The sequence below is a fragment of the Vibrio antiquarius genome (genome assembly GCF_000024825.1).
Classification (GTDB): domain Bacteria; phylum Pseudomonadota; class Gammaproteobacteria; order Enterobacterales; family Vibrionaceae; genus Vibrio; species Vibrio diabolicus.
Window position 1 is genome coordinate 1,511,425 of record NC_013456.1, and the last position, 16,287, is coordinate 1,527,711.

Here is a 16,287-nt window from a genome sequence, read left to right on the forward strand (position 1 = left end):
CAACAATGAGATTGAGGGTCTGCAAAGGATAGCGATAATAAGCAATGATAACAAAAAAAATTTGAAAGAATATTAACTTTCATCAATTTTTTGTACCTTCAGTTGAAATGTTCAACTATTTTTTAGTGAGAGAGCGGTATGAGTAATAAAGTCGGATTGATCCATAGCCTGAAAGATGGCCAGAATTACATGGAGATCTGGCCGGTTCGTAAAGAGCTAAGCGCCATATTTCCGGAACAGCGTATCATTAAGGCGACTCGCTTTGGCATTAAAGTCATGCCAGCTGTTGCTGCGATCAGCGTACTCACTCAAATGGCATTCAACAATTACCACGCGTTACCTCAATCCATTGTTGTTGCCTTGTTTGCGATTAGCTTGCCACTCCAAGGGATTTGGTGGCTTGGTGCTCGAGCCAACACGAAACTGCCGCCTTCTCTGGCATCTTGGTATCGGGAGCTGCATCAAAAAATTGTGGAAACAGGTTTTGCACTAGAGCCTGTTAAAGCTCGCCCTCGTTATAAAGAGCTTGCGATAATACTGAACCGAGCGTTTCGCCAGCTCGATAAATCGTCACTAGAGCGTTGGTTCTAATTTAAATTGTTTGAAATGGAGTGTGCACTAGCCGCTCCATTTTTGATCCTGCCTCTATTACCTACTTTGACGGTCGTTGATGAAGCGAGCGAAGCTTTGTTTACCAAAGATTCTTTCCGGATGAAGAAGTCCCCCGATCACAAATGTTGCTTTAGTGTTAAATCTTTCTTTTCTTTACTAAGACTTAGTAGTAATAATAAAAACAAGATGCGCAAGAAGTGCACAGTTATATGAACACAACATTACCCCCTTCAAACATTTGAATTCACGAGTCGATATTCATGTTGAATGCTCGCGAAACAAGGACGAAGTCACATCAAGGAGTTATGATGAAAACGAAACGTTTATTAGCCACTGCCGTTCTATCTGCTACTGCTATTTTCTCTTCTGCCAATGTACTGGCCGCCACTGCAACCGTTGCAGTTTCACAAATTGTCGAACACCCCGCGTTAGACGCGACGCGTCAAGGATTGCTTGATGGTTTAAAAGCGAAAGGCTACGAAGAAGGCAAAAATCTAGAATTTGATTATAAGACCGCACAGGGTAACCCTGCGATTGCAGTGCAAATTGCCCGTCAGTACGTCGGCGAAAATCCTGATGTGTTAGTGGGTATCGCGACGCCTTCGGCACAAGCCTTGGTGTCGGCAACGCGCTCTATTCCTGTTGTCTTTACTGCGGTAACAGACCCGGTCGGTGCGAAATTGGTTAAGTCGATGGAACAACCAGGCAAAAACGTAACTGGCCTGTCTGATCTTTCACCCGTTGCTCAGCATGTCGATCTCATCCAAGAAATTCTTCCTCAGGTGAAAAGCATCGGGGTTGTATTTAATCCAGGTGAAGCTAATGCCGTGACTTTGGTTGAATTGCTAAAAGAAAGTGCAAAAGCAAAAGGCATACAAGTGGTTGAAGCGACCGCCCTAAAAAGTGCTGATGTTCAGTCTGCGACTCAAGCCATTGCAGCTAAATCAGATATTCTTTACGCCCCAACAGACAATACAGTTGCAAGTGCGATTGAAGGGATGATTGTGGCAGCGAATCAAGCTAAAAAACCTGTCTTTGGTGGTGCGACGTCATATGTCGAAAAAGGAGCAATTGCAGGCTTAGGTTTTGACTACTACCAGGTTGGTGTGCAAACCGCTGATTACGTGGCGGCGATTCTTGATGGTCAAGAACCAGGCAAATTGGATGTAAAAGTCGCGACGGGCTCTGACCTCGTAATTAATGAAAGCGCGGCATCTAAGCTCGGTATCAAGCTGCCAAGTTCTGTGGTTGAACGTGCGACAAGCATGCAATAAGTAACGCTCTTTTTTGGGGTTAGGGCCGTCACGTCTGTTGATAGAGGCTTGCCCCAAAATTGATACTCGCCGGACTTCTCGTGTAGAGCATTCTGCTAGAGAAGAATGGGAGTATACGTTAGAAGTCTTAAGTTCAGGTTGGTATTCGTCAGCCTGAACATGCAGAAAGGAGCAGTTATGTCTGCATTTGCTTTTTTTGGCGCACTCGAAATTGGCTTAATTTATGGCCTAGTTGCCTTGGGTGTGTATCTTACGTTTCGTGTTCTCGATTTCCCCGATTTGAGTGTGGATGGCAGCTTTCCAATGGGAGCTGCGGTGGCTGCAACGGCGATTGTCGCAGGTATTAATCCTTGGCTTGCGACAATAATGGCGATGATAGCCGGTAGTATGACGGGGTGGGTAACCGCTTTTTTGGCTGTTCGATGTGGTATATTGCACCTGTTAGCTTCCATTCTTACCATGATCGCGGCATTTTCAATCAATATTCGTATTATGGGCAAACCTAATATGGCGTTGCTTGGAGAGGATACGATTCTCACTCCGTTTGAAGCATTGGGCGATGCGATGTTTATTCGCCCTCTGGTTGTTGGGGTCTTAGTTCTTCTGTCCGCTTTCTTTGTCATTCGCCTGCTGAACAGCGACTTTGGTCTTGGTTTACGGGCCACGGGCGTTAATGCGCGTATGGTTTCTGCGCAAGGGGCGAGCACTGGTTTTTATACCTACTTTGGGTTGGCTTTATCTAACGGTTTTGTCGGATTCGCAGGCGCGTTGTTTGCACAAACGAACAGCTTTGCAGATGTGACCTCTGGCGTGGGCACCATTGTGGTTGGTTTGGCTGCTGTGATTTTGGGCCAGACCCTCATTCCGGGGCGAAAAATTTGGGTTGCGGTATTTGCTGTCATCATCGGTTCGGTGCTTTATCGTCTTGCTGTAGCTTTCGCTTTGAGCTCTGGCATGTTTGGTTTGCAAGCGTCAGACCTCAACCTTGTCACCGCAGTATTGGTGGCTGTCGCGCTTATTGCTCCAAAATTAAAACAGAGCATGAGAGCGAAACAACGCGTTACCGATGCTAAACAAGCGGCATCAAAAAATGGTTCGGGGGAGGCGTTATGATTGAACTTAATAACATTCAGGTCACGTTCAACCCAGGGACGATTTTAGAAAATCGTGCATTGAAAGGCGTCTCTTTAGAGGTTCCAGAGCATCAATTTCTTACCGTGATTGGTTCTAATGGCGCAGGAAAATCGACGTTGCTTGGTGCGGTGACAGGTGAGACACCGATGATAGGTGGTCAGGTGATCATTGATGGCAAAGACGTCACCAAGCAGACGGTTGCCCAGCGTGCGACGCAATGCGCACGAGTGTTTCAAGATCCATTGGCCGGAACCTGTGGAGAGCTAACGATAGAAGAGAACATGGCTTTAGCGTACATGCGTGGTAAAAAACGCAGTTGGGGTTTGGCGCTTTCAGCTAAACGTCGCAAGCTGTTCCAAGAGCGAATTAGCATCCTAGGGCTTGGTTTAGAAGATCGTCTGGGCGATAGCATTGGCTTACTGTCCGGTGGACAACGACAAGCCGTTAGCCTTGTGATGGCGACGTTATCGGAGAGTAAGTTGTTATTGCTTGATGAACACACGGCTGCGCTTGATCCTCGTATGGCGGCGTTTGTTATCGACTTAACTAAACGTATTGTCGATGAGTTCGATTTAACCGTGATGATGGTGACGCATTCGATGAAAGACGCATTAGCATGTGGCGATAGGACCGTAATGCTTCACCAAGGTGAAATTGTGCTAGATATGGCTGGAGAGCAGCGCGCTAACATGCAAGTACCAGACTTGTTGGATATGTTCTCCAAAGTGCGTGGCGAAGAGCTTGCAGATGACAGTCTCTTGTTGAACTAAGCAGTATCCTACCAGTCACTACGCCTACTAAGTGTGATCCTCCTTGGGAAAATTGGCTGATATGTCAACTCGCAAGGAGGATTTCTTGTCTCTCATTCTCCAATAACATAGTGGCATATCCGATGACGAGGAGTGCCCATAATGAACCTGCCATTTATTTTTCATAGTCAAACTATTGATGGTTTAGCTTTTAATCAAGAGCAAGTAACATTCAGACTGAAAACCGAGACATTGGATTTTGATTCCGTATATGTGCGTCTTGAGCCGGACAATGAAGAATATCTGGTCGACATGGCTCAAATTGGAACAGCTGGGGAATTGTTACTATGGGAAGCATCGTTCCGACCAAATCGAGATCAAGATGTCACACATTATGTGTTTAAGCTCCTCAAAGACGGACAACAATACTGGCTCGATGCACGAGGCGTACAAAAGCGTATTCCACCCAAAGAGTTCCACTTTAAGTTGAATGTAAACCATCAACCACCAAGCTGGGTCCAAGAGCAAGTGTTCTATCAAATCTTTCCTGACCGTTTTTCTGCTAGTAAAAGTGAATCTGACATTCGTAAAGCTTATGCTCAGCATGATTCAGAAGCGATCATTAAATCGTGGGGAGACGCGGTAGGCTCTCACAAAAATACAGGAGCAAGAGAGTTTTTTGGCGGCGATCTCAAAGGTGTAGAGCAGAGGTTGGATTACCTTGAGCAGCTCGGCGTAACAGCGCTTTACTTCAATCCGATTTTTTCTTCACCAAGTAACCACAAATACGACACTACGGATTACTTCACTGTTGATCCTATGTTTGGCACCAATGCTCAGTTTGCAGAACTGTGTGAGAAGATTTGTGGTAAGAATATGAAGATTGTCTTAGACGCGGTGTTTAACCACACGTCAGTGCATCATCCTTGGTTTGATATCCAACAAAAAGGAGAAGGGGCGTATGGCAATCCGCAGTCAAAGTTCCGCGATTACTACTTTTTCGAAGACGAAACCAATCATTATATCGGTTGGAAGGGTATTGGAAACTTACCGGTTCTGAACTTCGAAAATGAACAAGTGCGTGACTATATCTATCAAAGCGAAGAATCTGTCATTAAGCACTGGCTTAACCCTCCATACTCAGTCGATGGTTGGCGATTTGATGTTATCCATATGCTTGGCGAAGGAGAGGGAGCGAAAAACAATGCTCATTATGTTGAAGCGTTTCGCCATGCGACGAAGTCAGTCAATCCGAATGCCTATGTGCTAGGTGAGCACTTTTTTGAAGCAACGCAGTGGTTGCAAGGTGATCAAGAGGATGGGGCGATGAACTACTACGGTTTTGCTCATCCAGTTCGAGCTTTTATCGCGCAGCAAGATATTATGTATGAACCAATCAACATTGATGGTTTGGAGTTTAAAGCATGGTTGGACGAAGCCAGAGCAAAAATTCCATTTTCGAATCAGCTATCGCAGCTAAATCAACTCGATAGTCATGATACTGCTCGTTTTATCACACTGGTTGATGGTGATAAGCGTAAAATGAACATCGCACTTGCTCTGCTCATGACATACGTCGGTACACCTTGTATTTACTATGGGAGTGAAGTCGGACTAGAGGGAGGGCTGGACCCGGATAATCGTCGCTGTTTCCCTTGGAATGAAATTGAAAACTCAGCATGGCTGTCGATTTACAAGCAATGGATTTCGATACGTAAACAGTACAAGTCTTTACAGTCTGGTAGTATTCAATGGCTGCATTGTGATACCAACGTGCTGGCTTATGCGCGCGTACTTGGAAGTGAAGCGATCGTTGTTGTGATGAATCTAAGTGGCGATGAGTGTTCAATTGACTTGCCTCTGTGGCAACTTGGTTTGGAGGCTACCCATCTTTCGTCACTTCTGGATGTACGCGAACTTATTGATTATAAGGGTCATCTTTCTGTCAATATACCTGCACAGAGCTTCAAATTGTGGCAACTGAAGTGACACTACATTCTATATTGATTAAACTTCTTTAATATATAAACAGTCTCCTACAATGCGTACACATTTGTTGGTTATCTGATTATCTGGCAATGCGCACTACGCATTGCCAGTTGATAAGACAGCGTAATCCCATTGTTTGATAAGAGACGATCTACCTTTCACATACATGGTACTCAATGGTTAACCAAAGGCGATTTAGTCTCTCATTTGTCATCTTTTTTCCCCTCGCATTATTTGTCGTGGTTTTGCTTGTTACGACAAAAAACTACTACGATGCGGTCAATCGCTATATTGATTCTGAGTATGCACGTATTGATCGTGCCATGTCCCGTGGTATTAAAGTCCTCACCGCCTTAGATTATAGTTTTACTAACTATACGAATTACGCTAACCCATTGTCTGAAGAGCACAATTCTTTAGTCAAAAAGGGGCTTTGTTATATTTGGCCGATAGACGTCTTGTTGCTGGAGAGTGTCTACAGTGAGGGGTTACCTGCGGTTGATCTTGATTACATGATTGTGGGCGATGAAAGCTTATGTCAGCAAGGTTCAACGATTAACCAATTAGCTGAACAAAAGGCGGGTTTTGCACCGTCATTGTCTTTTCTGCACGATATTGAATCCCATATCGTTGGTATTCATTACATCGATAAACGTGGTTACGTCATTTCGTCTCCTGACACGTACGCGAAAAACTTCACTAGAGAGCTTTGGTCAACGCTAAAAGCGCGCCCATTTTGGCAAAAAACCGCACAAGATAAAGTGAACATCACCTTGGCCGGACCTGGGCCGATGTTGGATTCGATGGAAGGCCAAATCATTAGTATGACGGTGCCTGTTTACGAAAAAGGGAGGCATCAAGGTGTGCTGTCCATTGATTTTGATGTCAATGCGTTGATGGCTTCGTCACTAGGTCTTGTTGGTAAGTTTCATTTGGTTTCCAATTTACAATCCATTCCTCCAAACAGTACACGTATCAAACCAGTCGAGTTAGATCGATTGAGTGCGAATCACAGTATGTATTACGAGTACAACCTTTGGGATGAAGCTAAGAACCTAGCGGTTTTCGAAAAATACAGCCTTATTGTTGCGATCTCTATTTACGTTTTGAGCACAGTCGTATTGTTCTATGTGAATATGCATAGTGAGCGACGTTATTTTAAAGATCTCGCCGCCAGAGATCCGATGACGAGCTTGTTGAACCGTCGAGGAATGCAAACCGTGTGGCGCAATAAGATGACGAAAAAACAGGTTGCATTAGCAGTGTTCGATATTGATAACTTCAAGAAGATCAATGATACCTATGGTCATGATGTAGGCGACTCTGCGATTCAGCTAGTTGCAAAATGTATACGTGAAAATATTCGCCACACCGATGTCGCCTCAAGATTTGGTGGCGAAGAGTTCGTGTTGGCGATTTACGATGAAGACTCGGAAGGCATTAAGCTGATTCTAGAGCGGGTAAAAAAAGCCATAGACGAACGCTCGACACGCGTGACTAAAGAAGGTTTTACGATCTCTGGCGGTGTGGTGTTCAGTAAAGAGAACCGAGTGGAAAGCTTTGATGAGTTATTTAAAGCGGCAGATGAAAAGTTATATCAAGCCAAGAGTACAGGCAAAAATAAGATTTGCTACGAAGAACTAAGCGCTTAAAGGGCGAGCAGTTCGCCCTTTGCAATGCTCAGGTTTTATGCAACCTGAGAATTTAACTCATCACGATAACGTTGAATATGCTCAACAATCGGCGCGGCTTTGTTAAACGTTCGGATTTCTCTGAATAGATCTTTTGCTTCAGGATAGGCCTGACGTAAGTAAGAGAACCATTGTTTTACGCGGTTTGGATAGTACAAGCCTTTGTCGCCTTTCATCTCAAACTTGGAGTAGTAGATCAGTAGCTCAACCACCTCGGGCCATGACATTGGCTGGTGGTTGTGTTTTACCATGTTGCCCAAGTTAGGGATATTGAAAGCGCCGCGGCACACCATCAAAGAGTCAACGCCAGTCGTTTCAATGCAACGTTGACCATCTTCATAATTCCAAATTTCGCCATTCGCAATAAGCGGAATATCAAAACGTTCGCGAATTTGGTTGATGTAATCCCATTTTATCTCAGACGCTTTGTAACCACCCTGCTTAGTCCGAGCGTGAACGGTGAGTTCATTTGCACCAGCAGATTGAATGGCATCAACAATTTCAAAGCAATCTTCAGGGTTTTCCCAGCCAAGACGAATTTTTGCGGTCACAGGAATAGCCTCTGGAACAGCTTCTCGACAAGCTTTAACCACACGGTGAATTAGCTCAGGATGCTGAAGTAGAGCAGCACCACCCTTACTTTTATTGACCATTTTGGCTGGGCAACCAAAATTTATGTCGATGCCTCTGGCGCCTAGGCTCGCCGCTTTAATTGCGTTCTCAGCCATCCAGTTTGGTTCTTGTCCTAACAATTGCACATGTACTGGCACACCTGATGCGGTTTGAGAACCTTGCAACAGCTCCGGGCATAAACGGTGAAATACATGATCGGGCAATAACTGGTCGATGACTCGAACAAATTCCGTAACACATAGGTCATAGTCGTTTATCTCGGTCAGGATTTGGCGCATCAAATGGTCTAAAACGCCTTCCATTGGGCCTAGTACAACTCGCATAGTTTGCCTAATACAGTTTGGTGATAAAAAGGAGGGCGATTGTAGCGATGTCAGCTAAGTTTGTCATTAAAAGACTCAAAGCACTCAATACAGTCAAACTCGCAACTCCCGGTTACGTGCTTTTATGCTCTGAGGTATAATGCCGCCAAATTTATGGGAAACCAGATGTCATGCAATACACATTGATTGAGAAAGGCGAAATTCACATCGATGAATCTTGCCTATTTATCGAAGGCGCAGTGCTCGCTGCGAATCTGACGACAAAGCCACTCGCTCCTGAAAAGTGGTTAGAGCCGCTATTAGGTGAAGGATTCAAAGCGATTCAACCGGCAGTAGAAGAGCAAATTCACAAGCAGCACAACCGAATTCAACGAAATGAATATTCAGTGTTAGAGCTAACAGGCAAAGAACCTGAGCAACTTGCTGATTTTTCCGAAGGCTTTATGTCTGTTTGGCCAATGATTGAAGAACAATGGCAAGACGTTGAGCTCAATGATGGATTGCAGCGTATGCTACAAGCATTACTGACCACTTTGATGCTGGCTATCGATGAGTCGGCAACGCAGCAACAGATGCGCGACGCCGGTATTGAAACGCCTCCAGCTCTTGCAGATTTGGTCGACCAGCTTGATTTGATGGTCGGTGAAGTGGCGTTAGGTGCGGATGAGTTGATGGTAGGCAATAAGGCTCAAAGCCTAAACCCATTCAAAGGTATCGGGCGCAATGATCCTTGTCCTTGTGAGAGCGGCAAAAAGTTCAAGCAGTGTTGTGGTCAATCACGTGGTTGAGTTAACGTGGTTAAGTTAAATAGCCGCGATGTTTACTCAGTAAAAAGCCGACCAGATGGTCGGCTTTTTTCGTTATCATTTCTCGGAAGGATTAACGAATCGGATTAGTGCGTCTTGCTGGGAAGAATTGTGCGATCACAATTAATGCTAAAGCAATTAAATTGCCCGCGAAAATAACTACTAACCATTGTGGCATTGATAAATCGAGGAATTGCCAAACAATCTTCGAGCAATCGCCGTATGCTTCGAACATCCAAGGAACCCACTGATTAAGCGGAGCCCAACTAGGGAATGTTACGAATAAATCACAAGTCGCGAATGGTGATGGGTTAAACTGATAATCAACGTGCTGCTGAGCAAGCAACAGTCCTTTGTAAGAGCTTAATCCCCAGCCAATCAAACCTAGCCAACGGAAAACTGGGTTATTTGGTGCCATAAGACCAACGATTGCAGCGACACCCACTCCCATCATCGCGACTCGTTCGTAGATACACATGACACATGGTGCAAGCATCATGACGTGCTGAAAATAGAGGGCACATGCTTCAAAGAAAACGACGAATAGCAGAAGCAGCAGCCACGATAAGCGTCCCTTCGAAAACTGGTTAAGTGAATTTAAAATAGTCACGTTTTTGTTCCTGTCTGAAATAGAAAAAGCTCTGAATACTCAGAGCTTTTTAACGTGGATAAGTTTCCTAATCAACTCAAATTTTAGTGACCGCCAGAGACTACGGGAGTCAGATCACCACTATGAGGTAAAATCCAGCCTGCATCGTAGAAAGAAGCCGTTGCAGGCTCTAGGAAGAACATAATGCCCATTAGCCCGACAATCGCAAGAACGATGGTGTAAGGCAGCGCCATGATAACCATTCGACCGTAAGACAGACGAATTAATGGAGCGAGAGCCGAGGTGAGTAGGAATAGGAATGCCGCTTGACCGTTTGGCGTAGCAACAGATGGTAGGTTAGTACCAGTGTTGATAGCAACTGCCAGTAAGTCGAACTGCTCGCGAGTAATGAGACCTTCAATGAGTGCTGTTTTTACTTCATTGATGTAAACCGTACCGACGAATACGTTATCCGACACCATTGATAGTAAGCCATTCGCGACATAGAACAGAGCTAACTGAGTGCCTTTATCTTCAACGGCAAGCACCGCGTCGATAACTGGTTTAAACAACTCTTGGTCGATGATTACCGCAACGATCGAGAAAAATACCGCAAGTAGTGCAGTGAAAGGCAGAGCCTCTTCAAACGCTTTACCCATGGAATGCTCTTCAATAACGCCAGTGAAAGCCGTCGCTAAGATGATCACTGAAAGACCAATTAAGCCTACCGCCGCCAAGTGTAAGGCTAATGCTACGATCAACCAAACAGCAATAAGTCCTTGAACCCATAGCTTTGCAACGTCTTGATTGGTACGCGTTTTGCGCTCTTCATTGTCAAAGTCAACGAGGATTTGACGAACGTTGTTAGGAAGTTTTGCACCGTAGCCAAACACTTTAAGCTTTTCGACTAGAGCACAAGTGATGAGACCGCAGAAAAATACGGGTAGCGTCACTGGAGACATACGGATTAGGAATTCACCAAATAACCAACCCGCTTGGTCTGCAATAATTAAGTTTTGAGGTTCACCTACCATAGTGGTTACGCCACCTAACGCAGTACCTACACCAGCGTGCATCAACAATGAGCGTAAAAAGGCGCGGTAGTTTTCTAAGTCATCACGCGTTAGCTCAGTGATCGTGTCATCTTGTGTGTGGTCATGGTCACCAATCGGATTACCTGACGCCACTTTGTGGTAGATAGAGTAGAAACCGATCGCCACACTGATAACAACGGCGATAACCGTCAAAGCATCCAAAAACGCAGATAAAAATGCAGCGGCAAAGCAAAACGCAAGTGATAGAAGGGTTTTGGAGCGAATACCAAGTAAAATTTTGGTAAAAATGAACAGCAATAAATGCTTCATGAAGTAGATGCCCGCAACCATAAATACCAGAAGCAGTAATACTTCAATATTTGCCACCAACTCGTGCTTAACTTGCGCAGGGCTAGTCATGCCGATAGCGATGGCTTCAATAGCAAGTAAACCACCAGGTTGTAATGGGTAGCATTTTAATGCCATTGCAAGCGTGAAAATAAATTCAGCAACCAGCAACCACCCAGCAACAAATGGGTTTATTAGGAAGAATACAATCGGGTTAATTATTAAGAAGGCTATAATGGCAACTTTGTACCAATCAGGCGCTTTACCAAGAAAGTTCTTGATAAAAGCGTTTCCGAGCGATATCGGCATGATAATTCTCTTTATAACAAAATTATGAATAGACACTACAATAGTGCTTAAGTATCTGTTTGTTAGACTTATTAACTAGTCTTTTAAAACAATAACTTAGTAAAACAACAATCCTTTGTTTATTGCAGTCTTGCCAAGTTACTTCCCCTGAACTCAAGCACCGCTCACTTTCGACCGCAAACTCTACACTCAGGCATTTATTAGTCAATAACAAAACGTGATGCTACCGACTAAAATGACTTTTTAAATGTAATAACGCGATCAAAACGGCGTTACTATATCATGAAAGGCTCAAAAAAATCCTCTTGGATTTTAAATGACGGTCAGTGACGAGAAAAGGCAAATTAAGAAAGAATATTAACTGTGATATACAAAGTAATTTTTCATATTTTGAATATAAAATTGTGACGCAGTAGTCTTTATTTCTCCGCAATTTGTGAGCTGTTTAATTAAACGAAAATTCAGATTTTACCGCTTTCACTCGCACGTCAGACCGTCCTAGATTGACATAACATATAGAGTATTAACTCTATATTGTGGAATCGTTTCAATTATTGATCGTAAATTTTCTCAAACCGTTAAGTAGTGGTATGATGAGTAGTATCGACCCTCAGAAATCAATATTGGATAAAAAGTAGAATGGTCATAAAGGCGAAAAGCCCTGCGGGATTCGCAGAAAAATATATTATCGAGAGCATTTGGAACGGCCGTTTTCCTCCAGGCTCTATTTTACCTGCTGAACGCGAGCTGTCTGAGCTAATTGGTGTTACTCGAACGACTTTACGAGAGGTTCTTCAACGACTAGCCCGTGATGGTTGGTTAACAATCCAACACGGTAAACCAACGAAGGTAAACCAATTTATGGAGACCTCTGGTCTGCATATTTTGGATACGTTGATGACGTTGGACGTAGATAACGCAACAAACATTGTAGAAGATTTGCTTGCAGCACGTACCAACATCAGCCCTATCTTTATGCGTTATGCATTTAAAGCAAATAAAGAGAACTCTGAGCGCACCATCAAGAATGTAATTGAATCTTGTGAAGCTTTAATGAATGCTGCTTCTTGGGACGATTTCATCGCTTCTTCACCTTATGCTGAGAAAGTCTTACAGAACGTGAAAGAAGACAACGAGAAAGATGAAGCGAAGCGTCAAGAAATCTTGATTGCTAAAACGTTCAACTTTTACGACTACATGTTGTTCCAACGCCTAGCATTCCATTCAGGGAATCAGATTTACGGTTTGATTTTTAATGGCTTGAAGAAGCTCTATGATCGCGTTGGTAGCTATTACTTCTCAAACCCAGCTTCTCGTGAGCTAGCGCTGAAGTTTTACCATCAGTTGCTAGAAACTTGTGAAAGTGGTCAGCGTGAACAACTGCCAGTTGTGATTCGTCACTATGGTATGGAAAGCGCGCTAATCTGGAATGAGATGAAAAAGCAATTACCAACGAACTTCACAGAAGATGACAGCTAAGCGCTAAGAAGTTAGATGAATGAAAAACCGCAGAACCTAAGGTCTGCGGTTTTTTTGTTTTTACCAATAGATACCAGTTACGTTCCTGTTGTGACAATTGGCACGGTACTGTATAGAGCTTATCTTGCTACAGAGAGTTTGGGCAACGGTAGATACAATGCTTCAACGATGTCTGAAAGGACGTGGTCGTAAGTATTGAAGATGGTCAACGATAACTCTGATGTGACTCCATAAAGCTCAGCTTCTGTTAAATCGACATGACTTCCTGTCACATAGTTATTTAATATCTGTATTGAGCGTGTGGAAGCAGGAGAAACGATACTAAGCGGAGCGATAACTGCTAATTGATTTAGCTTACGTGTCATAACCGATGCGTAATTTTTGAAACGCTCATTCCCCCCTTGCTCTCCCAAGTCTTGAATGCTAATTCTCAATTGAGTCAGGGTTTCTAAGCTATCCATGATGTTTTGCCAGTTCATGTGGTACTCATTATGTAGATCATCTCGTTGTTCTACCGCTAACCAAGCAATCGTGACTTCATCCATCAAGAACAAGCAATGACGAATTAACTTACCATGCTCCATCTGGTTCCTTGCAACACTGTGATCGTTCCATTGTTCAAGCAGTTTTCCTACTTTGATCTGCAGCACGCGATACATGGGTTTATTTTCAAAGCGTGAGGTTTCGACCAAAAGATGCAGTTTGTTGGTGAGATCGTTATGAAGAACTTCTAATTCTTGTTCGTTATTTTGTTGAAATTGAAGTGAGTAGTGCGTCGCAGCTCGATGGCGTCTCAGCAGATGAACAACATCTCGCAATAATGTTAACAGCTGATATTTACGCGCGTGTTGCTGCTCTCGTTTAGAAGATAAGTGATATATTCCGGCTAAAATAGCGATAGATAATAATGTGGAAATCAAAACAAACATAACCAACTCCTTGTTAGTGTTTGGACCTAGCAAGGAAGGTTTGCAGTTTTGATGCCAAACAAAAATTAAATTAAAACAATTGGTTACATTGAATGTTCTTTTTGGACGGTCGTTATTGGTGCATGGATTCACCAAAGTTGTGAATATGATCAAAAATCCCTGCCAAATTGGCAGGGATTTTATAGTGTTATATTTGGAATGCGACTTACATTACGCGCATGCCAGGCTGAGCGCCTTCGTGCGGTTCAAGAATCCATAGGTCGCTACCACCAGGGCCCGCTGCTAGGATCATGCCTTCTGACATACCAAACTTCATCTTACGAGGTTTTAGGTTTGCTACCATTACCGTTAGTTTGCCTTCTAGCTCTTCAGGTTTGTACGCTGACTTGATGCCAGAGAACACTTGACGAGTTTCACCACCGATGTCCAGTTGGAACTTAAGCAGTTTGTTTGCTTTTGGCACTTCTTCACAAGAGATGATACGAGCGATACGCATATCTACTGCTGCAAAAGCGTCGAACTCAATCTCTTCAGCGATTGGCTCTTTGTCTAGCTCAGTTTGGCTAGCCTTGTTCTTTTCCGCTTCTGCTTTCTCTTTCGCCGCCATTTCTGCCGCCGCATCTTCTTTAGATGCTTCGATCATCGCTTCAACATTCTTCGGATCGATACGGTTGAACAGTGCTTTGAACTTAGTGATCTCGTGGCCTGTTAGTGGCGCAGCGATGTTTTCCCAAGTCAGCTCTTGGTTTAGGAATGCTTCAGTACGTGCAGCAAGTGCAGGCATCACTGGTTTCAGGTAAGTCATCAGTACACGGAACAGGTTGATACCGACAGAACAGATGTCTTGTAGCTCCTGATCTTTGCCTTCTTCTTTTGCTACAACCCACGGTGCTTTTTCATCAACGTATTGGTTTGCCTTGTCCGCTAGTGCAGTGATTTCACGAATTGCGCGACCAAATTCACGCGTTTCGTAAAGCTCAGCGATACGGTCAGCGGCAGCAACGAACTCGTTGTACAGCTCAGGCTCTGCGAAGTTGTCAGACAGTTTGCCTTCAAAACGTTTCGTGATGAAACCAGCGTTACGTGATGCAAGGTTAACGATCTTGTTTACAACGTCAGCGTTTACGCGCTGAGTGAAGTCTTCAAGGTTAAGGTCTAGGTCGTCGATACGGCTGTTTAGCTTCGCCGCGTAGTAGTAACGCAGACACTCAGGGTCTAGGTGCTCTAGGTAAGTGCTTGCCTTGACGAAAGTACCTTTAGACTTCGACATTTTCGCGCCGTTTACCGTTACGTAGCCATGTACGAATACGTTGTTTGGTTTACGGAAGCCGGAACCTTCTAGCATTGCTGGCCAGAATAGGCTGTGGAAGTAAACGATGTCTTTACCGATGAAGTGGTACAGTTCTGCTGAGCTGTCTTTCTTCCAGTACTCGTCGAAATCTAGGTCGTCGCGCTTGCCACATAGGTTTTTGAAAGAGCCCATGTAGCCGATAGGTGCGTCTAGCCATACGTAGAAGAATTTGTTCTTCTCACCTGGGATCTCGAAGCCGAAGTATGGCGCGTCACGTGAGATATCCCATTGTTGTAGACCTGATTCAAACCACTCTTGCATCTTGTTCGCGGTTTCAGCTTGTAGCGAGCCAGAGCGAGTCCACTCTTTTAGCATGCTTTCAAACTGAGGCAGGTCGAAGAAGAAGTGCTCAGAATCTTTCATTACTGGCGTCGCACCAGAAACCGCAGATTTAGGATTGATCAGTTCTGTTGGGCTGTAAGTCTCACCACAGTTGTCACAGTTGTCACCGTACTGGTCTTCTGACTTACATTTTGGACACGTACCTTTTACGAAACGGTCCGGTAGGAACATCTCTTTTTCTGGGTCGAACAACTGAGAAATTGTGCGGCTAGAAATGAAACCGTTTTTCTTCAGCTCAAGATAAATGTGTGATGCTAGCTCACGGTTCTCATCTGAGTGTGTGCTGTGGTAGTTATCAAAGCTGATATCAAAGCCAGCAAAGTCTTTCTGGTGCTCTTCGCTAACTGCGGCAATCATTTCTTCAGGAGTAATACCCATCTGTTGCGCTTTAAGCATGATTGGCGTGCCATGAGCATCGTCAGCACAGATGAAGTTTACAGTGTTGCCGCGTAGGCGTTGGTAACGAACCCAAATGTCCGCTTGGATATGCTCAAGCATATGACCAAGGTGGATCGAACCGTTAGCGTACGGAAGGGCACAAGTTACCAGCATTTTCCTTGAAGGAAAGTTTCTTGGATCGTTTGCCATACTTAATATTCGCTTTTCTTGATAGGTATAAATAAATTTTGATGGATAATACTACCCCATGAACTCACTAACTCCAAGGTGTCAAACTGCGGAATGCCTTAGTTTTT

At 44.1% G+C, this 16,287-nt stretch carries 13 protein-coding genes; 8 read left to right on the forward strand and 5 right to left on the reverse strand.

Features of this window, described 5'->3' with window-relative positions; translation table 11 throughout:
- Positions 1 to 138: 138 nt before the first annotated feature.
- The 6 genes from yfbV (at position 139) to VEA_RS07185 (ending at position 7,410) form a co-directional block, all read left to right on the forward strand.
- Positions 139 to 591 carry a terminus macrodomain insulation protein YfbV gene (gene yfbV, locus VEA_RS07160; protein WP_012841582.1) on the forward strand — a complete coding sequence of 151 codons (453 nt, stop codon included), beginning with the start codon at positions 139 to 141 and terminating at the stop codon, positions 589 to 591.
- Between the two features lie 329 nt (positions 592 to 920).
- Positions 921 to 1,886, forward strand: a complete 966-nt coding sequence (locus tag VEA_RS07165; RefSeq protein ID WP_012841583.1) for an ABC transporter substrate-binding protein — start codon at positions 921 to 923, stop codon at positions 1,884 to 1,886.
- Between the two features lie 177 nt (positions 1,887 to 2,063).
- Positions 2,064 to 2,999 carry an ABC transporter permease gene (locus tag VEA_RS07170; RefSeq protein ID WP_012841584.1) on the forward strand — a complete coding sequence of 312 codons (936 nt, stop codon included), beginning with the start codon at positions 2,064 to 2,066 and terminating at the stop codon, positions 2,997 to 2,999.
- A complete protein-coding gene (locus tag VEA_RS07175) occupies positions 2,996 to 3,790 on the forward strand; it encodes an ABC transporter ATP-binding protein (RefSeq protein WP_006742817.1) in 795 nt (264 codons plus the stop codon). Before VEA_RS07170 ends, VEA_RS07175 begins: the two co-directional genes overlap by 4 nt.
- Before the next feature lie 141 nt (positions 3,791 to 3,931).
- A complete protein-coding gene (malZ, locus tag VEA_RS07180) occupies positions 3,932 to 5,758 on the forward strand; it encodes a maltodextrin glucosidase (RefSeq protein WP_006742818.1) in 1,827 nt (608 codons plus the stop codon).
- A 176-nt stretch (positions 5,759 to 5,934) separates the two neighbouring features.
- The gene (locus VEA_RS07185; RefSeq protein ID WP_006742819.1) at positions 5,935 to 7,410 is read left to right on the forward strand and encodes a sensor domain-containing diguanylate cyclase; all 1,476 of its coding nucleotides are present in this window, start codon (positions 5,935 to 5,937) and stop codon (positions 7,408 to 7,410) included.
- A gap of 35 nt (positions 7,411 to 7,445) precedes the next feature.
- On the opposite strand, the gene dusC is transcribed toward VEA_RS07185, so the two are convergent.
- Positions 7,446 to 8,405, reverse strand: coding sequence for a tRNA dihydrouridine(16) synthase DusC (gene dusC / locus VEA_RS07190; protein ID WP_006742820.1), 960 nt, complete (start codon positions 8,403 to 8,405; stop codon positions 7,446 to 7,448).
- Between the two features lie 170 nt (positions 8,406 to 8,575).
- On the opposite strand from dusC, the gene VEA_RS07195 reads away from it, so the two are divergent.
- Positions 8,576 to 9,193, forward strand: a complete 618-nt coding sequence (locus VEA_RS07195) for a YecA family protein (protein WP_006742821.1) — start codon at positions 8,576 to 8,578, stop codon at positions 9,191 to 9,193.
- 91 nt (positions 9,194 to 9,284) lie between these two features.
- Here the strand turns inward: VEA_RS07195 and dsbB are convergent, their stop codons facing one another.
- Together dsbB and nhaB are read right to left on the reverse strand one after the other, a co-directional pair.
- Positions 9,285 to 9,821 (reverse strand): disulfide bond formation protein DsbB, encoded by a 537-nt coding sequence (gene dsbB, locus VEA_RS07200; RefSeq protein ID WP_005396949.1) that lies wholly within the window; start codon positions 9,819 to 9,821, stop codon positions 9,285 to 9,287.
- A gap of 83 nt (positions 9,822 to 9,904) precedes the next feature.
- Positions 9,905 to 11,491 (reverse strand): Na(+)/H(+) antiporter NhaB, encoded by a 1,587-nt coding sequence (gene nhaB / locus VEA_RS07205; RefSeq protein WP_005396952.1) that lies wholly within the window; start codon positions 11,489 to 11,491, stop codon positions 9,905 to 9,907.
- A 639-nt stretch (positions 11,492 to 12,130) separates the two neighbouring features.
- Between nhaB and fadR the strand changes: the two genes are divergently transcribed.
- Positions 12,131 to 12,970: a fatty acid metabolism transcriptional regulator FadR gene (gene fadR / locus VEA_RS07210; RefSeq protein WP_005396954.1), complete on the forward strand. Its 840-nt coding sequence runs from the start codon at positions 12,131 to 12,133 to the stop codon at positions 12,968 to 12,970.
- A 119-nt stretch (positions 12,971 to 13,089) separates the two neighbouring features.
- Here the strand turns inward: fadR and VEA_RS07215 are convergent, their stop codons facing one another.
- Positions 13,090 to 13,899 (reverse strand): hypothetical protein, encoded by an 810-nt coding sequence (locus VEA_RS07215; RefSeq protein ID WP_012841585.1) that lies wholly within the window; start codon positions 13,897 to 13,899, stop codon positions 13,090 to 13,092.
- A 205-nt stretch (positions 13,900 to 14,104) separates the two neighbouring features.
- On the reverse strand, positions 14,105 to 16,180 hold the full coding sequence (gene metG, locus VEA_RS07220; RefSeq protein WP_006742825.1) for a methionine--tRNA ligase: 2,076 nt from the start codon (positions 16,178 to 16,180) through the stop codon (positions 14,105 to 14,107).
- Positions 16,181 to 16,287 lie beyond the last annotated feature (107 nt).